The organism is Methylobacter sp., assembly GCF_004322395.1.
Taxonomy (GTDB): domain Bacteria; phylum Pseudomonadota; class Gammaproteobacteria; order Methylococcales; family Methylomonadaceae; genus Methylobacter_A.
This window is the reverse complement of record NZ_SCTW01000049.1, coordinates 1-22,410: the sequence shown is the minus strand read 5'-3', so window position 1 is coordinate 22,410 and position 22,410 is coordinate 1. Positions and strand designations below refer to the sequence as shown.

The following is a 22,410-nucleotide window of genomic DNA, read 5'->3' as shown; positions in this document are numbered from 1 at the left end:
TCTATCCGGAAAATAAGCCCCGTAGGGTACGCATCGCGTACCTTTTTAGACTTAAATTGTTGACACCGGTTGAAAATTGACCACATAAACCGGTTGATACCGGCTACCCCTTGTTCAACGAACATATACAGGGTGCCGACTTTCTGGATACCGCCAAGTACCCAACTGCTGACTTTACCTCCAGTAAAGTCAATTTCGAGGGTGATAAAGTTTCGTCGGTTGATGGCGCACTGACGCTTAAAGGCATCAGCAAACCAGTGACACTGACTTTGACCTCTTTCCAGTGCATACCACATCCGATGCTGAAAAAGGATGCTTGCGGAGCCAATGCGACAGCCGTTATTAAACGTACTGACTTTAACATGGGCAAATATGCCCCCAACGTGGGTGACGATGTGACGCTGACTATTTCGGTTGAAGCGGTCAAAAAATAACTTTAGGCTAAAGCCGAATCTTAAAGTTATTTCGTTCCAGAATGGTAACAGTCAACGGTAACGGATAATCCAGTTAACTAGTTAGGTGATTACTATGTTGAAACTCAGAAAATCCTCAGAACGCGGTTATGCCGATCATGGCTGGCTCAAAAGCTACCACTCGTTTTCATTTGCCGATTACTATGACCCTGATCATATGGGTTGGGGTAATTTGCGGGTGATCAATGAAGACCGCATTGAGCCGGGTACTGGCTTTGGTAAGCACAGTCATCGCAATATGGAAATTATTAGCTACGTTCTTTTGGGGGAGCTTGCCCATCAAGACAGCATGGGCAATATCAAAGGGATTCCACCTGGCGATGTGCAGCGTATGAGTGCAGGTAGCGGCGTGACGCACAGTGAGTTTAATCACGCCGAAGGCAGCATAACTCATTTTTTGCAGATTTGGATCGAGCCTAATGCGCAAGAAATCCCTCCAAGTTACGAACAAAAGACGATTCCAGTAGCAGAGAAACAGGGAGCATTGCGGCTAGTAGCATCGCCCACAGGAGAGCAAGGCTCTGTCGTCATTCATGCCGATGCCAAACTCTATGCGGGATTATTTGATGGCAATGAAACTACTATCCTTAAGCTGGATCCATACCGAAAGGCTTATGTTCACCTGATCCGTGGAGAACTTAAGGTAAATGGCCAAAAAATCAGTACGGGCGATGCGCTATTGCTAGAGCAAGAAAGCCAAATCCAGATTACGGATGCCAAGAAGGCAGAAATATTGGTATTTGATTTGGCGCCTTAACTGTTCCGAAAGGCTTAACCCCGGATTTCACGTACCGATCCTTAACCAACGTTTATAGGTGTTGAGTTCACATGAACAACGAATCAACTAATCAACGAAGTTCTGTTTTGTACCTTTCTCATGGAGGAGGCCCGCTGCCTCTGCTGGGCGATAAGGGCCACCAAAACATGATAGATTTTATTAGAACGGTTACGCCAACGCTTATAAAACCGTCTGAAATTTTAGTCATTAGCGCACATTGGGAAGAAAATAAGCCAACTATTACCAGCGGGGTGTTTCCTTCACTGATCTATGATTATTATGGCTTTCCTAAAGAAGCCTATGAAATTGAGTATCCTGTATCGGGTGCGCCTAAGCTAGCGAACAAGATTTATAATCTATTAGGCCGTGCTGGCATTGACGCCCAGTTTGATGATCAGCGAGGTTTTGACCGCGGTTTATTTGTGCCGTTAAAGCTGATGTATCCGGAAGCAAACATTCCGTGTGTTCAATTGTCTTTGGTCAATAACTTGCAGCCCGAACAGCATATCCGAATGGGTAAGGCCTTGGCTGATTTGAGGAAAAATAATGTACTTGTGATTGGGTCCGGTTTTTCATTTCATAATCTTAAAGCGTTCTTTGCGCCATCGACACAACAATCCCAGGCCATGAATCAGGCCTTCGAGCATTGGTTGATTGACACCTGTTCAAATAGACAGATTACTGAAGAGGAGCGGGAGCACAGGTTGATTAATTGGGAGCGCGCTCCTGCCGCAAGATACTGCCATCCCAGAGAAGAGCACTTGTTGCCGCTACATGTTTGCTATGGCGTCGCCAGCACCGCAGCAAAAAGAGTATTCGAGTTTGAAATCATGGGGAAAATGGCGAGTGCTTATAGTTGGTAAAACGATTTTATTCAAAACTAACTATAAAAAATCATTTTGGAGAGGACGCTATTAAAACAAATGGTGCAGAGGTGCCGTTGAATGGCAGTTTTCAAGCTCCCACCTGCCATTGAGCTGGAATGAATGATCGACTGGTAATGGCCGGCAGGAGCCGGACGCTTTGGGATTCCAATCAATCCCAGGAGAATTATCGATTCCCAATTTGCATCGATTTCAACCAAGCATGCATTAAACGAGTACAGCCACTTCATCGCGTTGTGAGATCGAACCATGAAATGCATATAGCTCATTTATATTGTGACTGCATCGATGTAGAAACCATTGCGGCACCACTTCACGCCGTGAGCTTGGGCTGTCTGATACTTAGCCTTATCCCTGAAGATCAACTTATCATCCACTATGATTTCTATGACTGGATCGCGACCCATGCGGCGAAAGTCCTTCGGAAACGACGCGCGCTCAGACAAATGGACCTTCTCATCATCAGCAAAGATGGCGTCGAGTCGATAACTAACTATTGCTGGAACACCCTCTCGCCATTTACTTTCCTCGGGAAACGAGCTAATCGTCACTAATGCCGGTCTTCCGCCTGGCGGTAGCGCTAGCTCTTTGCTCAAGACCTTGAAGCCCTTGGCGGTTTCTCCGAATTCACCCTTAATGATCGTGAAGCCCATTGCCTCCCAAAATGGGATAGAGGAAGAAGGTTTGCACTCAATTTCCAAAACCATCTCATCCTGCTGCAATGCAAGCTCGATACAATATTGAACAATTAGCCGCCCAAGACCTTTGCCTCTCCAATCATTACGAACTTGGAGGATGCCCGGCCTCAGCAACTGGCTCCACTGGTACGCGACTGGAATACCTTCAATTACATCAATCAGAACCAACAGCGTGCCTTCTTCATGGCACTGCTGAGTTAGGTTCCAGTTACAGAGGAAATTGCCGTAAACTTCCTGCGCATCCTCTTCCTGTAACCAATCGTGAATTTGCTGCATGTCGTGGTTGTTGGACCAACGGATCACGAAGAGTCGCTCAATGTCATCGACGATATGGATTACCGTTTTGGTCAATGGGATCTCCTCAAAGCATTACGCTTGATTTTACTGAATATAATTGACCGAAAGACAGTAACGGGTTGTTTTTTGCCTGTCAATTTTCGTTTAAAAAACATTCCTTCTCCAATCACTTTTGCCTATTTAAGTTCTGCGCTAAAAGCGACCAGCCTCTAGCGGGCTTTTTCCATGCTCAGTTAATAAATTTTGAGAATTCGTATAACAATTATGAGAACTGACAATAAAAATTACACGTCCAGATTGGTAACATCCAACGCGTTCTTGACGATGAAATCCCGACGCGGCTCGACCACGTCGCCCATTAATGTCGTGAAGATTTCATCGGCCGCAATCACGTCTTCGATTCTGACTTGCAACAAGCGCCGGTTGTTGGCGTCCAATGTGGTTTCCCATAGCTGTTCAGGGTTCATTTCACCCAAACCTTTGTAGCGTTGGATATGCTGGCCTTTTTTGATTTCCTTCATCATCCATTCAAAAGCCTGTTTAAAGTTGCTGACCGGCTGCTGTCTTTCGCCCATTTGCATGAAGGAGCCTTCGTTAAACATGCCCGCGGTATCTGCTGCATATTGCGCGATTTTTTGATAATCCTTGCCGTTGAAAAAAGTCGATGGCAATACAAAGGTTTTGGTTATTGCGTGTAGGCGCTTATTAACCACGACAGAAAAATCACTGCTCGATTTGTAATCCAACTCAATGGTGAATATCGCCTTGCTGTCAGAGTCAGTCAACCTTTGCTCCATATCGGCAAACCAAGCTGCGAGCTTTTGCTGATCTTGCTTAAGTTCGTCACTGATCACATCCATATAACCAAACTGCTCCAGAAAAACTTCATCGTAACGTCTGGATAAGCGATTATTGATGCTGTCTACGTCGGTAAACAATTTAGCCAGTTTTTCCAGGCCTTGACCTTGGATAGGCGGCGCCGATACGTCGGTAAAAAGCTGGGCTTTATCCAGCGCGAGCTGGATCAGGTATTCATTCAATTGGCTATCGTCTTTAACGTAATGCTCTTGCTTGCCTTTTTTAACTTTGTACAACGGCGGCTGGGCAATATAGATATAACCTTTCTCGACAATCTCGGGCAATTGGCGGTAAAAGAATGTCAGCAACAAGGTTCTAATGTGCGATCCGTCGACGTCCGCATCGGTCATGATGATGATGCGGTGGTAACGCAGCTTGTCCAGGTTGTATTCGTCTTTGCCGATGCCGCAACCTAACGCGGTAATTAACGTTCCGACTTCTTCCGAGGAGATCATTTTGTCGAAGCGGGCTTTCTCTACGTTAAGGATCTTTCCTTTTAACGGCAGGATGGCTTGGGTACGACGATCCCTACCCTGCTTTGCCGAGCCGCCCGCAGAGTCCCCTTCCACCAGGAACAGTTCGGATAATGCGGGATCTTTTTCCTGGCAGTCTGCAAGTTTGCCCGGCAATCCGGCTATATCCAGTGTGGTCTTGCGACGGGTCATTTCACGCGCTTTACGGGCCGCTTCCCTGGCACGGGCCGCATCGACAATCTTGCCGACGATGGCTTTGGCTATTTGGGGTTTTTCCAGCAAGAATTCCTGGAGCTTTTCGTTCATCGTCGATTCAACCAGCGGCTTGACTTCCGATGAAACGAGCTTGTCTTTGGTTTGCGAGGAAAACTTCGGGTCGGGTACTTTAACCGACAGCACTGCGGTCAAACCTTCACGTGCATCATCGCCGGTAGTTTGCACTTTTTCTTTTTTGGCTAAACCGCTGGACTCGATGTATTGATTGATGGTTCGAGTCAAAGCGCCCCTAAAACCTGCCAAATGGCTGCCGCCGTCGCGTTGCGGAATGTTGTTGGTGTAGCAAAATACGTTTTCCTGGTAAGAATCGTTCCATTGCATAGCGACTTCAACGGTAACGCCTTCTTTTTCTGCGACGAAATGGAATACTTCGGGAAACAGCGGCGTTTTGTTTTTATTCAGATGCTCGACAAATGCGCCTATGCCGCCTTCAAATTCGAATACATCTTGTCTGTCGGAACGCTCGTCTTCCAGGCTGATGCGTACACCGGAATTCAGGAAGGATAATTCTCTGAGTCTTTTTGCCAGTATGTCGTAGTGAAACTCGACATCGGTAAACGTTTCTGCGCTGGGTTTGAAATTTATCAAGGTGCCGGAACCTTCCGCAGGCCCTACTGCGGCTAATGGAGCAACCGGCTCCCCCATGCGATATTGTTGTTTGTAAAGCTGGCCGTTTTTGCGGATTTCGAGATTTAATTCTTCGGATAAAGCATTAACAACCGATACCCCCACGCCATGCAAGCCGCCGGAAACCTTATAAGCGTTATCGTCAAACTTACCTCCGGCATGCAGTACGGTCATAATAACTTCTGCCGCTGACCTGCCCTCTTCTTTATGAATATCGACTGGAATGCCTCGGCCATCATCGGAAACTGAGACTGAACCATTGCTATGAATAACTACCCTGACCTCTTTACAGTAACCAGCTAGGGCTTCATCAATTGAATTATCGACAACTTCAAAAACCATGTGATGCAAGCCGGAACCGTCATCCGTATCGCCAATATACATGCCCGGCCGTTTTCTTACCGCATCCAGCCCTTTTAATACTTGAATATTGGTGCTGTCGTATTCAGGCGTAGCCGCTGGGCTTAACGTTTCGACAACTTGATCACTAAGGTTACTCATGATTATTTCTTTCCTGTTGGTTGCGAATGTTCCACGTGGAACACTACACGGGTTTTATGGAACCTTGTTCCACGTGGAACATTTTATAATTTTTTATCTGACTTAAATCGCCAAAATCAATTGCTTCTGTTGCTGTTATAAATACCTGACAATCCATCTCGGACAAATAGCGCAATAATTTAGCTCGGTTAATTACATCGAGTTCTGCCGCGAAATCGTCAATCAAAATACAGCCGGCTTGGCTCTGTTCATTGACAAGCAATTGAACCTGAGCCAGCTTCAAGCTCATGACCAGTAATTTTAATTGGCCTCGTGAGACAAAATCTTTTGCTAACCGATTATTGACCAATAATTGAAAATCTCCCCGATGCGGTCCACTATGAGTAAATCCATAGCGCAAATCTCTATCCTGATCTTCGGTTAAAACATGACTAAATTCCTTAGCTGTGTCCCATCCGGATACAAGCTTCAAATCGATTCCATCAAGGGCTAAAAATCTGCCGATAATTTTAATAAACACCGGCTTGAATTTTTCTAAATATTGCTGTCGGTAACAATCGACTATTGTACCGTAATAAACCAATTCTTTATCCCAAACATTGATTTGTTCAAGCCGTCTTGTTTTTAACAATGCATTGCGCTGCGATAAGGCCTTTTTAAATCTGCGCCAAACTGGCAAAAAATTTTCATCATTATTAAAAACACCCCAGTCCAAGAATTCTCTTCTCATCTGAGAACCGGCATCGAGTAGCTCGTAACTTTTAGGATGAATCAGTTGCAACGGCAAAGCATAGGCTAAATCCGAGCGTCTTTGCTTTAATTGCTGATTGATATGAATCTCGATATTTTTACCATCCAACTGTATGCCCAAATGCATCTGGGAACCGTTGGCCTGCAAAGTTTGTGCTGAGACAATCAAATGAGATTGCACAAAATTAATAACCGGCTTGATGGTTGAAGAACGAAAAGACTTGGCTCGTCCCAAAATAAAGATGGCTTCAATAAGTGCGCTTTTCCCACTGGCATTTTTTCCGACAATTAGATTAATTGCCGGAGAAGGGATGATCGATTCTTGTTGGATATTCCTAACAGCATAAATATCCAGTTTCAACAAACTCATTAATGCGATATTACAGTCTCATGGGCATAACGATAAATTTATACCCGCAGTCACTCGGTTCATCGATAAAACAACTGCTGGCGTTACTGGCAATTGTCAGAACCGCAAGTTCCGAATCCAGATTTGACACAGCATCTAATAAATATTGGGCATTAAAAGCGATAGTTAAAGGTTCGCCCGTGTATTCAATAAACAATTCCTCCTCGGCTTCATCATGCTCCGGATTATGTGTGCTGATTTTCAGGCTTTCGGAGGTAATATCGAAAGTGACGCCTTTGAATTTTTCATTCGACAAGATCGCAACACGGGTCAACGCATCTTTTAGTATTTGCTTTTGAATATGAATTTGGTTGAAAAATTCCTGTTGAAAAACTTTGCCGAAATCGGGGTATTTTGAATCGACCAGCTTTGCCGAAAAAATCAGGTTCTTGATAAAAATTCTAATATTGTTGCTGGAGAACTCAACCTTCAGTTCAGCATCGGGATCGTCAAGCAATCGGCTCAATTCAAGAACGCCTTTTCTGGGAAGAATAATTCTGGATTCGAAGCCGGTAGCTTGATCTAGAATGTCTTCATAAATGGATAAGCGATGTCCATCGGAAGCAACTAGCTTCAACTTGCTGTTGGATACATTAAGCAACAAACCGTTCAGATAATAACGAACATCCTGGTTAGCCATGCAGAATACGGTTTTATCAAGTGCTTTTTTAAACTTGCCGGCATTGATGAATAAGTGATTCTCTAATTCCGATTCGGCAAATTCAGGATAACTAGCAGCTGGCAAACAACTCAAAGAAAAACGGCTGCGATTGGAGGCGATTTTTACTTTTGCCGCACCTGCTCCCGGCAGGCTTGCGGCATACTCACCATCCTTGGCGATATCATCATGCAATTCAAATTTAATTTCTGCACCACTCGGTAAAAGCCTGCAAATATCCAAAAATTTTCTGGCCGGAACCGTAATTGAACCTGGCACAGCTGTTGAAATATTGATTTTGGCGATGATCTGAATCTCTAAATCAGTTCCCGTCAATATCAGCTGATCTTCCTCGATAACCATTAAGACATTGGAAAGGATAGGCATTGTTTGCCTTTTTTCTATCACGCTGACTATTTGCTGCAACGGAAGCAGAATTTCTTCTCTATTAATAATAAATTTCATAAAATATTATTTTTCTATTATTACTACTAGGTTAAAAGGAAGTTGTTGATAACAGTATTTTTTCCTTAATAATCAATTAGCTGTGTTGTTATAAATAATGTGGTTAAGTATGCTGCCTTAACGTGTACGGTTTGTAGTTAAATAAAAGCTGTTAACAAAAATGCATTTTATCCACAGGTTGCTCCCCGTCAATGTGACAGGGTTCTCAACAGGTTGGAGTAATCTTCTGCAATCTTGCTATCGGCTTCTTTTAATTCGGTAATTCTTTTACAGGCATTCATTACCGTGGTGTGATCGCGACCGCCGAAAGCATCGCCGATTTCCGGAAAGCTCTGTGATGTCAGCTCCCTAGCCAGACACATAGCCATTTGCCGAGGCCTTGTAATGGATTGTTTCCTGTTTTTAGAAGACAAATCGGCGACTCGGATTTTGAAATATTCGGCGACTGTTTTCTGTATATTGTCGATATTAACCAGCTTATCCTGTAGCGAAATTAAATCGTGCAAAGCTTCTTTGGTAAATTCAATGGTGATTTCACGACCGGTAAACTGGGCGTTGGCAATGACTCTTCTTAAAGCCCCTTCCAGATCTCGAACATTGGAAGGAATCCTTTTCGCAATAAAGAAAGCCACATCCTGAACCAGCTCAATATTAACCAAAGCAGCTTTCTTCATTAAAATAGCGGCTCTGGTTTCCATATCGGGCGGCTCGATTAAAACAGGAAGCCCCCAACCAAACCGTGATTTTAAGCGGTCTTCAAGACCTATGATTTCTTTAGGATATTTGTCGCAAGTTAAAATGACTTGGTGTTTCTTTTCTAAGAGCGTATTGAAAGTATGAAAAAATTCTTCCTGAGAGCGTTCTTTGCCGGCAAAGAATTGAATGTCATCAATTAAAAGCACATCAACGCCGCGATAAAATTCTTTAAAAGCGTTAATCGCATTTTGTTGCAAAGCCCTGACCATATCCTGAACGAATTTTTCAGAATGAAGATAAACAACAGTCGCAGAAGGATTTTTTTGTAAAACAGCATTGCCTATCGCATGCATCATATGAGTTTTACCCAAACCCGAACTGCCGTAAATCAGTAACGGGTTGTAAGCTTTGCCGATATTTTCAGCAACCTGCATTGAAGCCGCTCTAGCCAATTGATTGGATTTACCTTCAACAAAATTGTCGAACGTAAACGCTTTATTGAGAAAATTGGGACTGGTTTTTTGAGCTCCGGCCGGCTTGGCCATTTTAGCTGCCGGAGGAATGGATGAGCTTTTAGTACCGATTTCCAGGCTCAACGTTAATGTGCCGTTAGAAAACTCATGAATGGTCTCTTCAATTTTTGCAAAATAATGCTCTTTAATCCAATCCAGTACAAACCGGTTTGGAGCTAATAATTTTATTTGTCCATTTCTTTCTATAGCCTGAAGAGGCCGTATCCAGGTACTGAAGTCAGAACCTGAAATTTCATTTTCAAGTTTAGAAAGACAATTGTTCCAAATTGAGCTCATCGAAATAGTAAAAATTTGATTATAATTAATAAAGTAATATAGCTTCTTATCACTATACCGCAATAAAACATTACGCTACAGAATTGACACGCCTGATGGTTTATTTTATCATCCGCTGTCTTTTTTATCTGTTTTTGTTAACACTCTCATCCGATTAGGCTTTAAGTAAATGAAAAGAACATACCAACCGAGTAAAATTAAACGCGTAAGAACGCACGGTTTTCGTGCAAGAATGGCAACTGTAGGTGGCCGTAAAGTTCTCAATGCTCGTAGAGCAAAAGGTCGCGCCCAGTTAACCGTTTAGTTGACGGTTGGTGGCTGAAGAAGTTTTTAGTTTCCCCCCGCAGTTACGGTTAAAAAAACCGGCTGAATATAAAAAGGTTTTTGCTAAGCCTGTAAAATCAAGTGACCAATATTTTACTCTATTAGCCATAAAGAATGATTTCGATCATCCTCGGCTGGGTTTGGCGATTGCTAAAAAAAATATAAGAAAGGCAGTGCAAAGGAATGTGATTAAGCGAACTGTCCGGGAAAACTTTAGAATAAAACAACATGGATTGGGGAATATTGATATTGTTGTTTTGGCTCGTAGAGAAGCCGTAGATGCTCCGCTGGATTTGTTGAGAAAATCGTTGGAAAGGCATTGGCTTAAGTTGGTATCCCGATGCGATTCATGCTCATAGCAATTATAAAGTTTTATAAGTACTTTATTAGTCCTTTGCTTGGAAACAGGTGTCGTTTCTATCCAAGTTGTTCAAGTTATTCTCTGGAAGCGCTTCAGCTCCATGGAGCCATTATCGGCTCTTATCTCACCCTCAAAAGATTATTAAGATGCCACCCGTTCCATGAAGGTGGCATTGATCCCGTTCCGGAAAAATTTGGTAATAAGAATGGATAACATAAGATTTGTACTGATCGTTACTTTTGCGACGCTTGTTATTTTGATGCAACAAGCTTGGCAACTGGATTATGGCCCGAAACCCGAAGTTGCTCCTATTGTAGATCCTATAGCCGCCAATACTAAAGAAGATTTACCTTCTGCCAGCGGTGAATCGGCTCAAACAGAACCGGCAGAGCAAAATACCGCAGCCGTTCCATTGGCGACAGTTTCATCCGCCAACATTATTACCGTCAAAACCGATGTGCTTGCGCTTCAAATTGATCTGCAAGGAGGCACAATCCAGAATTTGGATTTACTGGACTATCCGGTTGAGAAATCCAACACTGTCGTAGATAAGCTACGCGCAATGGTCGGTTTATCTGTTGCTGAAAAAAATACTGCTCCGGTACGCCTATTTGACAGCAGCCAGGAAAAGTTATTTGTCGCGCAAAGCGGTTTAATTGCCGATAGCGGTTTTGCAACTGCGCCGACTCATCACACGGTATTTAAAAATGAACAGGACAGTTACGATCTAAAACCCGGGCAAGATAGTTTAACAGTACCGTTAACATGGACTGATAATGGCCTAACTGTTACCAAACTGTTTACCTTTAAACGCGGCAGTTATGACATAACGCTGGAACAAAAAGTCAAAAATAATTCCGATAAGCCTTGGTCCGGCAGACAATACAGCCAGTTGCTTAGAGCACCGGATACGACAAGCAGCAGTGGCGGAATGTTGACCGGCGGCATGAGAGCTTATGCAGGCGGCGTTATCTATACCGAAAAAGAGAAATACCAAAAAATAAGTTATGACGATATGGCCGATGAGAATCTTGATGTTGCGACCAAAGGCGGTTGGACAGCAATGATTCAGCATTATTTTGCTTCCGCATGGATTCCGCCTACCGATCAAGAAAATCACTTTTATACCAAGGCACTGAATGACGGACGCTATGTTATCGGGACTTATTCTCCACCGGTTACCGTTAACGCAAACTCGGATGCGCAATTTGTTGCCAAATTATTCGCCGGTCCTAAAATCCAGCCTATGATGGAAAAAATAGCGCCTGGTTTGGAGCTTACCGTCGATTACAGTTTTTTAACCTTTATCGGCAAACCGATTTATTGGTTATTGAACCAGATCCACAATGCCGCAGGCAATTGGGGCATAGCCATTATCGGCGTAACGCTGTGTATCAAATTACTGTTTTTCCCATTGTCGCAATCAAGTTACAGATCAATGGCCAAGATGCGCAAAATTCAGCCGCGTCTTAAAGAACTGCAAGAGCGTTTTGCCGATGACAGACAGCGTTTCAATACCGAAATGATGGCCCTGTATAAAAAAGAGAAGGTCAATCCATTGGGTGGCTGTTTGCCGATTTTGGTTCAGATTCCGGTATTTATGTGTTTATACTGGGTATTGAGCGAGACTGTTGAGTTTCGTCAAGCGCCTTTTATGTTGTGGATACAGGACTTATCGATACAAGATCCGTTTTATGTATTGCCGGTCATCATGGGTATCACCATGAAAATCCAGCAAAGCTTAAATCCTGCGCCGATTGATCCGATACAGGCTAAAGTAATGAGGATGTTCCCGATCGTCTTCACTATTTTCTTCTTGTTTTTCCCGGCCGGTTTGGTTTTATACTGGGTGGTCAATAACACCCTGTCTATCATTCAACAGTCGTATATCACCAAACAGATAGCTAAAACTGTATGACTCTAAGCTTTTGTGGAAATTGAAAACCTAGATACCATTGCAGCCATTGCAACACCGCCAGGGAACGGCGGTGTCGGTATCATCCGCATTTCGGGGACTTTAGTTTCTGACATCGCCAAACGCCTAATCCGTCGCGCCTGCTCTCAGCAGGCCAGCGACATACACTCCATCCCTGGAGATAAACCATTAGTTCCTCGACTGGCCCTGTATTCATCTTTTATAGATAAAGACGGTTCAGTCATCGATTCCGGCATCACTCTCTATTTTCCGGCCCCGGCTTCTTACACCGGCGAAGACATCCTTGAACTTCAAGGACACGGCGGCTCGGTCGTATTGGATATGCTGTTACGTAGAGTGTTATCTTTAGGCGCACGCTTAGCTAATCCCGGCGAATTTACCGAACGCGCATTTCTAAACAATAAACTCGACCTAGCCCAGGCTGAAGCTGTCGCCGACTTAATTGAAAGCAGTACGGAGCAATCGGTCCGTTCTGCGCAAAAGTCAATGCAGGGCGTTTTTTCAGTACAGGTCAACGAACTGGTCGAAGAATTGACCGAGCTCAGAACTTACGTTGAAGCGGCTATCGATTTTGTCGATGAAGAAATCGATTTCCTAACCGACGGCGTAGTCGAAAACCGGATGCTTAAAATACTGCACCGTCTCGAACAAATCCAACAAACGGCGCAACAAGGCCGCCTGCTGCGCGACGGTATGACTGTCGTATTGGCCGGCAAACCCAACGCCGGAAAATCCAGCCTGCTCAATGCGCTGGCCGGACACGAAGCCGCGATAGTCACAGACATAGCCGGAACCACGCGCGACGTGTTAAAAGAGCGCATCCAGCTGGACGGCATGCCTCTGCATATCATCGACACTGCAGGCCTGCGCGAAAGCGACAATGCGATAGAACAGGAAGGCATCCGCAGGGCTCATCTGGAAATCAAAAACGCCGATAAGATTTTATTACTGATCGATGCCAGGGAACCGGATATAGAGTCGGTATTAAAAACACTGCCGCCCGGCAGCAACGTCACCCAAATTTACAACAAAATAGATTTGCTGGGGCTAGAACCGGAAATAAAGCAAACGGAACTCGGCACCCAAATCTATTTGTCGATAAAAACCGGCAACGGTATGAAACTGTTAAAGCAACACCTCAAACAGAGCGTCGGTTTTAATGAGGCTACCGATAATGTGTTCATCGCCCGAAGACGGCATATCGAAGCCTTGAACAAAGGCCATGAGTTTGTTGAAAGTGCTTTAAATCAGTTAAGAAGCAGCCAAGCAGGAGAACTGGTCGCGGAGGATTTAAGACAGGCGCAAATGAGCCTTGCGGAAATTACCGGAAAATTCACTTCGGATGATTTGCTGGGGAAAATATTTTCCAGCTTTTGTATCGGTAAGTAACATTCAAACAAAGCTTACACTCCCGGACCGATCTTGTTTTCATGTCCGTGTAGAGTTTTAAATTGGACGCTTAGTGTAGGGCGTGCCATGCGCGCCTTTTTTCAAGCAATGCGACACCTCTTTGGCGCGCACGGCACGCCCTACTCAACTTTAACTGCCAATCGTTTCAGCAAACGATGAAAATTACCCCGATCTATCCCCAGCATTCGTGCTGTAGCCGCCATATTGCCCTGTTGCGCCGCCAATTGCTGCTGGATGAGCCGACGCTGAAACTCGTCAACTGCATTTTTAAAATCCATCGGCGTGGGTAAAGCTGTCGATGAATCTGCTACAGTTTCGGCATGTGAATCATTCAACGGCTCCGGCACTATATCCAAATAGTCCAGGGATATAGTTATAAAATCCGCTTGGCGATTTTCCGGGGTTGCCGACTTTAGCGCTGCCCGGCTGAGTAAATGCTCCAGTTCACGAATGTTGCCCGGCCAGCGGTAATCCAATAAGGCTTTTTTGGCGTCCTGATCCAGACGCAATTTTTTAATGCCCAGCCGTTGCTGGTTTTTTTCCAGGAAAGCGCCGGCCAGCAATAAAACATCTTTGCCCCGTTCCCGCAAAGCCGGGACATTCATCGGATAAACAGCTAGACGATGATAAAGATCCGGGCGAAACAGTCCTGCCGCAACTTCTTGTTGCAGGTTACGGTTGGTTGCGGCAATAACCCGCACATTCACTTTGATTGGCTGATCGCTGCCGACGCGCTGTATCTCGCCGTTTTGCAGGGTACGCAATAATTTGGCCTGAATTGAAAGCGGCAGTTCGCCGATTTCGTCCAGGAAAATCGTGCCGCCGTCGGCCAGCTCGAATTTACCGGTTCTATCGCCAACGGCACCGGTAAACGAGCCTTTGCTATGACCGAATAATTCGCTTTCGGCAATACTCTCAGGCAATGCGGCGCAATTCACGTAGACCATAACTTGATCGGCGCGATTCGATTCCAGATGAATACGCCGGGCAACCAATTCTTTGCCTACTCCCGTTTCGCCTAAAATTAAAACCGCAAGTTCCGACGGAGCGACGATGGAAATTTCATTACGCAATTTTCGCATGCATTCGCTGTCACCGATCATATCTTGATCGGTACTTTCTTTGAATAATGTTTGAGTCGCGTAACGCACCCGCTGTTCCAAAGAGCTAATCAGCCCAGCCGCCTTGACCGTGGCGGCAGTAAGGCTGATAAAGGTGTTCAACTGCATCGGGTCGATATTATCAAAGGTGCCGGGAGTTAGCGCGTCCAATGTTAAAACGCCCCAGGGTTCCCCATCGATAAATAGTGTAACCCCCATACAATCATGCACCAGCAGTTGATCGTTATCCGATTCAATCAGCCCGTCATAAGGATCGGGCAGGTCGGAATCGGCCGCAAAACGTACCGCTTGATTGGAAGCCAAAATCTGCGCCAGTCGTGGATGTTCGCTAACTGTAAAACGTCGACCCAAGGTATCTTCCGATAAGCCGTTAACCGCCAGCGGTATCAAATAAGGATTTTCAAATTTAAGCAGCGCGGACGCATTGCAAGGAAAAATTCGGCACAAATGCTCTAACAAGCGCTGGTAGCGTTGTTCTGCCGACATGCGTGTGGACAGGTCTGCAACAATGGAAATTAGCGAGGTAAAAAATAGGTTTGTTGTCATAGTGATAACGCTGGTGTCAATTGCACAACTTAAAGGCGATGTTAAAAACACAACGATACCTTGGCTAAGCCAGTAAACACAAGGTTTTTTGCTTGGCATGGTAAGTGCTGTTATCTGTAAGCATCAACTTAAGTTGAATATTTAATTCACCACGAAGACACGAAGGACACGAAGAAAAACATAAACTTCGTGTCTTCGTGGTGATAAACCTTAGGTAGATACGTACGGCGCAGTTTTTTCTGCGACTTTAATTGAATTATTAATTTGGGGAGACTACCTGATGTTTTGTTACCAATGCGAACAAACTGACCGATCCAATGCCGACAGCGGTTGCGCTACTGCCAAAGGCATGTGCGGAAAAGACGCTACAACTTCCGATTTGCAGGATTTACTGGTTCACGGCGTCAAAGGCATTGCCCAGTATGCCAAACGCGCTCGCGCTTTGAATGCTCCGGATAACGCCGCCGACGATTTCATCCTCTACGCGATGTTTACCACCTTGACCAACGTGAATTTCAATGCGACCCGTTTCGTTGCGATGATACAAGAAGCCGCGCAGATACGGGATCGAGTCAAGGCAAGCTACATGCAAGCTGCGCTTGCATCAGGCCTTACGCCTGAAGAACTCACTGGTCCAGCTGTCTGGCAGCCTGCTGCCGATATGGACGGAATGCTCAAACAGGCCGCCAATGTAGGCATTAATGCCGGACTCGACCAAGTCGGCCCGGACATTATCGGCTTGCGTTCATTAGTGCTTTACGGCCTCAAAGGCGTTTGCGCCTACGCTCACCATGCCTATGTGCTGGGTAAGGAAAGCAACACTATTTACGCCGGAATCGAGGATGCGCTGGATTTTCTCAGCTCAAATCCCACTGATGTCGAAGCGCTGCTGAACCAGTCTATGGCGCTGGGTACTTTAAACCTTGAGGTGATGGCGTTACTGGATGAGGCCAACACCGGTAATTTCGGTGCGCAACAGCCGACGCAAGTCCGCATCACTCCGATCAAAGGCAAAGCTATCCTGGTATCCGGTCACGATCTGGGCGATCTGGCCGCTTTGCTGGAGCAAACCAAAGACACGGGCATCAATATCTATACTCATGGAGAGATGCTGCCTGCCCACGCGTACCCAAAGCTCAAGGCATATCCCCATCTGGTCGGTAATTACGGCGGCGCTTGGCAGGATCAACAAAAAGAGTTTGCCGAGTTTCCAGGCGCCATTTTGATGACTTCCAACTGCATCATCGAGCCGCAAGCTCAATACCGTCAGCGTATTTTTACCGCAGGCCCGGTAGGCTGGCCCGGTGTGCGCCATATCAGCGACAAAAATTTTGCGCCTTTAATTCAAGCCGCTAATGCATTGCCTGGTTTTAAAGATGACATCAGCGAAAAATTCGTCACCGTCGGTTTTGGCCGCGATGCGGTACTGGGCGTGGCCGATAAAGTCATAGACGCAGTCAAGTCTGGCGCCATTCAGCATTTCTTCCTGGTTGGCGGCTGCGACGGCGCTGCGCCAGGTCGTAATTACTACACCGAGTTCGCCGAACAGGCTCCACAAGACACCGTGGTCATGACCTTGGGCTGCGCCAAATACCGTTTTAACCAACATGATTTCGGCGACATCGGCGGCATTCCGAGGCTGCTGGATATAGGCCAATGCAACGACAGCTACTCGGCGATCAAAATTGCCACCGCACTGGCCGGCGCTTTTGAATGCGGAGTGAATGAGCTGCCCTTATCCCTGGTCGTGTCATGGTTTGAGCAAAAAGCTGCCGCGGTGTTGCTGACCTTGCTGGCGCTGGGTATCCGCAATATTCGCCTCGGCCCCACGCTACCTGCCTTCCTGACGCCTAATCTGGTACAGGTGCTGGTCGATAAGTTCGGGTTGCAACCCATTACCACCGCGCAGGCCGACATCGAAGCATCGCTGACGCGCAAAGCTGCTTAATTTATACCTTTCCTCCTCTGCCGGAAACCCTAAAGCCTTATCCCTTCCTTCTTTGAAATCCCCCTTTTTCAAAGAAGGAAGCCTGGATGTTTGTATTTTCCGGCAGTATTTTTTCTGGAGCCCAAACAAATCATGAACACTCATGCTATTGAACTTACCACTCGCGACGGGGAACAGCTTCGTTTCGAGTGCGCCGCTGACCAGAATCTGCTGGAAGCTGCCGCCAATGCTCATATTATACTGCCCGCCCAATGCGGACAGGGCAATTGCGGCACTTGCTATGCCGATGTCACCCATGGCGACTTTACGTTGGGCAAACATAATCCTGCCGCACTACCCGCAGACGATGAAGCAAAAGGCGGTACCCTACTCTGTTGCACCTTTCCTAAAAGCGATTTACGCATTGACCTGCCTTTCGATCATGACCGTATCCTGATTGGCGAAATCAAGATTCGAAATGCTGAAATTACCGCTATCGATTCCGTGGGTGAAAACACCCTGCGCTTGGAATTACGCCTTGCGCCGAATGAAGACGGCGGCTCAGTCGCCGAATTCGAACCCGGCCAGTTCATGGAACTGGAAGTGCCGGATCAGGACATCAAGCGTGCCTATTCGCTTGCCAATATAGGCAACTGGGATGGTCGTCTGGAGTTTCTGATTCGACTGCAACCCGGCGGGCTTTTTTCCACCTGGCTACGGGAACAGGCTGCTGTAGGACAGACTTTGATCGTTCACGGCCCCAAAGGCGCTTTCGGCTTATCTGAAAGCGGTTTGAGGCCGCGCTGGTTCGTGGCCGGAGGCACCGGTCTTGCGCCTATGCTGTCCATGTTAAGGCGTATGGCCGAGTTTCAAGAACCGCATCCGGCGCGGCTTTACTTCGGCGCAAACCGGGCCGAAGAATTGTTTTGCCAGACCGAGTTGAAAGCGTTGCAAGCAGAACTGCCCCAGCTTCAGGTGATTTATTGTGTCTGGAAGCCGGGTAATAGTTGGCAGGGCTTTTGCGGTACGCCGGTAGATGCTCTGGCTCAAGATCTGGATAGCACAACTGTATTGCCGGACATTTACCTGTGCGGGCCCCCTGCTTTAATTGACGCTGCCGAAGCGGCCGCGAAAGCTAAAGGGGTGCCGGATAAGCAGGTGTTGAGTGAAAGATTTTTGCCTGCTTAATTAAAGCCGGAAATCTCGAAAAAGACAGGGATCAATATGTAAAAAAATAGTAGGCGCATTGATTAGCCATCATGAAAACACGAAATTTTTACTCGGCTTTTCTTCGTGTTTTCATGATGTAATGCGTTAAGCAGCTTCTTGATAACTAGCCTAAAACATATGCACTCGGTAAGGATAAACACCGTTAGACAAACTAGTATATTGTTGTTATGCTGACAGGCTATCAGCAAATGATTACATAGAACTTGATTGTCTGAAGGCATTAATGAGTCGGCTACCTATTCCAAAAAATAAATTTGAAATTTGCTTTTGAGAAGCAAAGTTGATGTGATATCAATTAAAGATTCTCAATCAGTCAAGCACTTGCTGTTGGCATTAATCGGTTCCATTTTTGTCGGCGAGACACTAGTCATGTTGTTTATTGACAGATTACCGCCGCTTTCGCAATGGCATGAAGCGCTGCTCGATGCGGCGTTGCTCTTGACTTTGATCTTTCCTGCTATCTATTTTTTGGTATGTCGCCCGCTTAAAATTCAATTAACTAACCAGAAGCAAGCGGAAAGAACGCAATTTGAAGTGCTGGATCGACTTCAGAAAATCGCCGGCCAAGTGCCTGGAATTGTGTATCAGTTTCAACTGCGACCCGATGGCAGTTGCTGCGTACCTTACGCCAATGAAAGCTTGCTCAAGATCTATCGGATTAGCCCGGAAGATGTTCGTGAAGATGCATCTTATGTGTTTACCGTAGTACATCCTGATGATTTAGAGAATCATCTAGCTTCCATACAAACCTCGGCGCAGGACTTAACGCCTTGGGTTCAGGAGTATCGATTAAAATTTGACGAGGAGCCTGATTGCTGGCTGCTGGGTAATGCGCTGCCGCAGCGGCTGGCTGACGGCTCAACGCTCTGGCACGGTTTTATCACCGACATCACCGAGCGCAAGCAAGTAGAAGCCGAGCTTCAAGTCGCAGCTATTGCTTTCGAGTCACAGGAAGGCATGGTCATTACCGATACCAATAACGTCATTGTCAAAGTCAACCAAGCTTTTACTAAAATCACCGGTTATTCAAGCGAGGAGCTGATTAATCGTAAGATGAACATATTAAAATCCGGTTATCATGATACGGAATTTTATATTGCAATGTGGAACAGCCTTCTTCGCACCGGCACATGGCAAGGCGAAATCTGGAATCGGCATAAAAATGGTCAAATACGTCCTGAATTTGTGACCATTACTGCGGTGAAAAACAATGACGGAAAAGTCATTAATTATGTCGCCACTTATACCGACATTACCGAACGCAAGGTTATAGAGGAAAAAATCAATAATCTGGCTTTTTATGATCCCCTTACCCAGTTACCTAACCGAGTTTTATTAGCCGACCGCATGCACCAGACTTTGGCTCGCTGTCGACGCAACCAGGAAATTGCCGCTATCTGCATGCTTGATCTGGATGGCTTTAAACAAGTCAACGATATGCTCGGTCATGCAGCAGGAGACCAATTGCTATGCGACGTTGCTCAGCGTTTACAAGAATGCATACGCCAGGAAGACACCGCTGCCCGCTTCGGCGGCGATGAATTCGCGCTGCTGCTCGGCGGCTTCACAAAAGTCGATGAGTGCGAACAAACGTTGGAACGAATCGTTACCTCCATTGCGGCTCCATACCGGATAGCCGGACAGGTGGCGCATATTTCAGCCAGCATCGGCGTGACCCTGTTTCCCGAAGACAGCAGCGATCCGGATTTATTGTTGCGCCATGCCGACCAGGTTATGTATGAGGTCAAACAAACCAGCAAAAACGGTTATCAACTGTTTAACTCGGTACACGCAAAGCGTAATCAAACGGCTCAGGACTTTCTTAAGAAAATCGGTGTCGCATTGATTAAAGGACAGTTTGAACTTTACTATCAACCCAAGATCGATTGCCGTCAAGGCAAGGTGGTGGGCGCCGAAGCGCTGGTGCGTTGGAACCATCCGATTCTTGGTCTTTTGTCGCCATTCGAATTCATTCCGGTGATCGAACATGACGACCTGATTATCGCCTTGGGCGAGTGGACAATCCAGGAAGCTTTGCGGCAACTGGTCGAATGGCGTAAGGCTGGATTTGACATTCAGATTAGCGTCAATATCTCCGCCCGCCAATTGCGCAATCAGGAATTTCCTGAACGTCTGCAATCAATACTTGCCGGATATGATGTTGAAATCATCGAGCGGCTGGAAATAGAAGTTGTCGAAACGGCCGCATTGGAGAACGTGATTGTCGGGGGCGACGCCATCCGCAAATGCCGCTCTATGGGTGTTCGGGTTGCGTTGGATGACTTTGGTACCGGGTTTTCATCACTGGCGAACTTAAAGCATCTTGCGGTCGACGTCTTGAAAATCGATTTAAGCTTTATTTCCGGGATGTTGGCAACCAGCGGAGATATGGCGATTGTAAAAAGTGTGATCGGCTTGGCCGCGTCTTTCCGGTTACAAGTGGTTGCCGAAGGTGTGGAACACGTCGATCAGGTATTAATGTTATTGGAACTGGGGTGTGACGTTATGCAGGGTTACGGTCTCGCCAGACCTATGACTGCGAAACAAATGAATTTATGGCTGGTAGGATTTACTCCGGATCCGTTGTGGAGTTTATCCGCCTCTCATTTAACCTCGCGGAATTATTTCGAGCTGCTGCAGGCTGAAGTGAATCATCGCTATTGGACTGAACAGGTACTGACCAATCTTGACGATCCGCGCGATCAAACCACTCCGGAATCGCTACGGGATTACCGGCAATGTCGATTTGGCCAGTGGTATTATGACGAGAGCGCCAGTCATTTCCATACAATAAGCGAATTTCATGCACTTGACGCGGTACACCAAAATGTCCACCAAACCGCCGCTCGCTTGTGTGAGCATCATAGGGCCGGTATGAAAATTGAGGCCGACGCGGCCAAGGCACAATTGTTGGTATTACAGCAAAATATGATCAGTCTCCTGCATAGCTTGCGGGTTATGCTGGCTGACGAATTACTTAAATAGCAAATTCATAGGGAATATATATGGCCGATTATGATCTTATCGTATGGAATGACAGGCTGGTCACTGGAATTGATAAAATTGACGAGCAGCATCAGATTCTCGTCAATCTTTTTAACGAGGCCAATACCAAGCTAACTGTTAATAATAACGCCGAATTTTTGGAACAAATTACTCGTGATATGCTCAGTTATGCGTTGTACCATTTTGAAACCGAAGAGGAGCTGATGCAAAAGTACAGCTACATTGAGGACACGATTGAGGATATGAATACGCACATCAGGCAGCATCGGAGTTTTTCGGCCAAGGTGGTCGCGGTGCACAATGATATTAAAGCCGGAATCCTGATTTCGCGGGAAGATTTGCTGTCCTTTCTGAACAATTGGCTAATCGATCATATACTCAATACTGACAAGCAACTGGCTGCTTTTCTTTTGGCATCGGAGCAATATCGTTCTAACAACAAAGTTTAGTGCTCTAATCAACAATAAGATTACGCTTTGAACTCAGAAAATATAACGAAGGTGTATAAATAGGTGCTTCAGGAGAGGGTAGTGCAATCAGGCAGCAGCTGTGTTGAAAAAAATGATTCGAAGCGGTAAATAGTTTTAAAACCCTATCAGGAAACCAAATGTTGTCCCGATAGGGTCAGGTCAATATTAGATTAAACCTTTCAAAGCTGCAAACATTTTAGCAGCTTCTTGTAACTCTGCTTCGGCTTCTTTTACAGAACCGTCACTAGCATGTTTTTTAGCAGCTTTCAGTTTGTTATTTGCTCTTGAGCGAGCGATATCAACTTTATCGTTAGCGTTGATTTCTTTGCTTGCATCCAATGCTTCTTTAGTAAGATCAGCAACTTTAGCGCTATCTGCACCGCTAGCTGCAGCTTCAAGCGCTACTTTAATTTTACCGCCTACCAAA

Annotated in this window: 18 protein-coding genes and 1 pseudogene; 12 read left to right on the top strand and 7 right to left on the bottom strand. The window is 45.8% G+C overall.

Features of this window, described 5'->3' with window-relative positions; genetic code table 11:
• Window positions 1–104: 104 nt before the first annotated feature.
• The 3 genes and pseudogenes from EPO18_RS06970 to EPO18_RS06960 form a co-directional block, all read left to right on the top strand.
• Window positions 105–434, top strand: a pseudogene (locus tag EPO18_RS06970) (YceI family protein); the annotation flags it as partial.
• Between the two features lie 94 nt (window positions 435–528).
• Window positions 529–1,230 (top strand): pirin family protein, encoded by a 702-nt coding sequence (locus EPO18_RS06965; RefSeq protein WP_292432421.1) that lies wholly within the window; start codon window positions 529–531, stop codon window positions 1,228–1,230.
• 71 nt (window positions 1,231–1,301) lie between these two features.
• Complete coding sequence (locus EPO18_RS06960; protein ID WP_292432420.1) at window positions 1,302–2,114, top strand: DODA-type extradiol aromatic ring-opening family dioxygenase; 813 nt, start codon at window positions 1,302–1,304, stop codon at window positions 2,112–2,114.
• Between the two features lie 290 nt (window positions 2,115–2,404).
• Here the strand turns inward: EPO18_RS06960 and EPO18_RS06955 are convergent, their stop codons facing one another.
• The 5 genes from EPO18_RS06955 to dnaA form a co-directional block, all read right to left on the bottom strand.
• A complete protein-coding gene (locus EPO18_RS06955; RefSeq protein ID WP_292432419.1) occupies window positions 2,405–3,184 on the bottom strand; it encodes a GNAT family N-acetyltransferase in 780 nt (259 codons plus the stop codon).
• 230 nt (window positions 3,185–3,414) lie between these two features.
• Window positions 3,415–5,865 carry a DNA topoisomerase (ATP-hydrolyzing) subunit B gene (gyrB, locus tag EPO18_RS06950; protein WP_292432418.1) on the bottom strand — a complete coding sequence of 817 codons (2,451 nt, stop codon included), beginning with the start codon at window positions 5,863–5,865 and terminating at the stop codon, window positions 3,415–3,417.
• Window positions 5,866–5,908: 43 nt separating this feature from the next.
• Complete coding sequence (gene recF / locus EPO18_RS06945) at window positions 5,909–6,985, bottom strand: DNA replication/repair protein RecF (RefSeq protein WP_292432416.1); 1,077 nt, start codon at window positions 6,983–6,985, stop codon at window positions 5,909–5,911.
• Between the two features lie 10 nt (window positions 6,986–6,995).
• Entirely contained in the window at window positions 6,996–8,147 is a 1,152-nt protein-coding gene (dnaN, locus tag EPO18_RS06940; RefSeq protein ID WP_292432415.1) for a DNA polymerase III subunit beta, read from the bottom strand.
• A gap of 188 nt (window positions 8,148–8,335) precedes the next feature.
• Window positions 8,336–9,652: a chromosomal replication initiator protein DnaA gene (dnaA, locus tag EPO18_RS06935; protein WP_292432414.1), complete on the bottom strand. Its 1,317-nt coding sequence runs from the start codon at window positions 9,650–9,652 to the stop codon at window positions 8,336–8,338.
• Window positions 9,653–9,821: 169 nt separating this feature from the next.
• Here dnaA and rpmH point away from each other — a divergent pair, with 169 nt between their 5' ends.
• Genes rpmH through mnmE form a run of 5 tightly spaced genes read left to right on the top strand, consistent with a single transcriptional unit; the run spans window position 9,822 to window position 13,662 of the window.
• The gene (gene rpmH / locus EPO18_RS06930) at window positions 9,822–9,956 is read left to right on the top strand and encodes a 50S ribosomal protein L34 (RefSeq protein WP_081466895.1); all 135 of its coding nucleotides are present in this window, start codon (window positions 9,822–9,824) and stop codon (window positions 9,954–9,956) included.
• Between the two features lie 10 nt (window positions 9,957–9,966).
• The gene (gene rnpA, locus EPO18_RS06925; protein ID WP_292432411.1) at window positions 9,967–10,335 is read left to right on the top strand and encodes a ribonuclease P protein component; all 369 of its coding nucleotides are present in this window, start codon (window positions 9,967–9,969) and stop codon (window positions 10,333–10,335) included.
• Window positions 10,317–10,550, top strand: coding sequence for a membrane protein insertion efficiency factor YidD (gene yidD, locus EPO18_RS06920; RefSeq protein ID WP_292432410.1), 234 nt, complete (start codon window positions 10,317–10,319; stop codon window positions 10,548–10,550). The genes rnpA and yidD overlap by 19 nt, the downstream gene beginning before the upstream one ends.
• Window positions 10,543–12,255 (top strand): membrane protein insertase YidC, encoded by a 1,713-nt coding sequence (gene yidC, locus EPO18_RS06915; protein ID WP_292432409.1) that lies wholly within the window; start codon window positions 10,543–10,545, stop codon window positions 12,253–12,255. Before yidD ends, yidC begins: the two co-directional genes overlap by 8 nt.
• Before the next feature lie 12 nt (window positions 12,256–12,267).
• Complete coding sequence (mnmE, locus tag EPO18_RS06910; RefSeq protein WP_292432408.1) at window positions 12,268–13,662, top strand: tRNA uridine-5-carboxymethylaminomethyl(34) synthesis GTPase MnmE; 1,395 nt, start codon at window positions 12,268–12,270, stop codon at window positions 13,660–13,662.
• A gap of 140 nt (window positions 13,663–13,802) precedes the next feature.
• On the opposite strand, the gene norR is transcribed toward mnmE, so the two are convergent.
• Window positions 13,803–15,350: a nitric oxide reductase transcriptional regulator NorR gene (gene norR / locus EPO18_RS06905; RefSeq protein WP_292432406.1), complete on the bottom strand. Its 1,548-nt coding sequence runs from the start codon at window positions 15,348–15,350 to the stop codon at window positions 13,803–13,805.
• Window positions 15,351–15,630: 280 nt separating this feature from the next.
• Between norR and hcp the strand changes: the two genes are divergently transcribed.
• The 4 genes from hcp (at window position 15,631) to EPO18_RS06885 (ending at window position 21,962) form a co-directional block, all read left to right on the top strand.
• Window positions 15,631–17,298 carry a hydroxylamine reductase gene (hcp, locus tag EPO18_RS06900; RefSeq protein WP_292432404.1) on the top strand — a complete coding sequence of 556 codons (1,668 nt, stop codon included), beginning with the start codon at window positions 15,631–15,633 and terminating at the stop codon, window positions 17,296–17,298.
• Between the two features lie 132 nt (window positions 17,299–17,430).
• The gene (gene mmoC, locus EPO18_RS06895; RefSeq protein WP_292432403.1) at window positions 17,431–18,465 is read left to right on the top strand and encodes an aromatic/alkene monooxygenase hydroxylase FAD-binding subunit MmoC; all 1,035 of its coding nucleotides are present in this window, start codon (window positions 17,431–17,433) and stop codon (window positions 18,463–18,465) included.
• Between the two features lie 327 nt (window positions 18,466–18,792).
• Window positions 18,793–21,492 (top strand): EAL domain-containing protein, encoded by a 2,700-nt coding sequence (locus EPO18_RS06890; RefSeq protein WP_292432402.1) that lies wholly within the window; start codon window positions 18,793–18,795, stop codon window positions 21,490–21,492.
• Window positions 21,493–21,512: 20 nt separating this feature from the next.
• Window positions 21,513–21,962: a bacteriohemerythrin gene (locus tag EPO18_RS06885; protein WP_292432401.1), complete on the top strand. Its 450-nt coding sequence runs from the start codon at window positions 21,513–21,515 to the stop codon at window positions 21,960–21,962.
• Window positions 21,963–22,148: 186 nt separating this feature from the next.
• Here EPO18_RS06885 and EPO18_RS06880 read toward each other — a convergent pair.
• The coding region (locus EPO18_RS06880; protein WP_292432399.1) for a hypothetical protein at window positions 22,149–22,410 on the bottom strand (262 nt) is incomplete at its 5' end.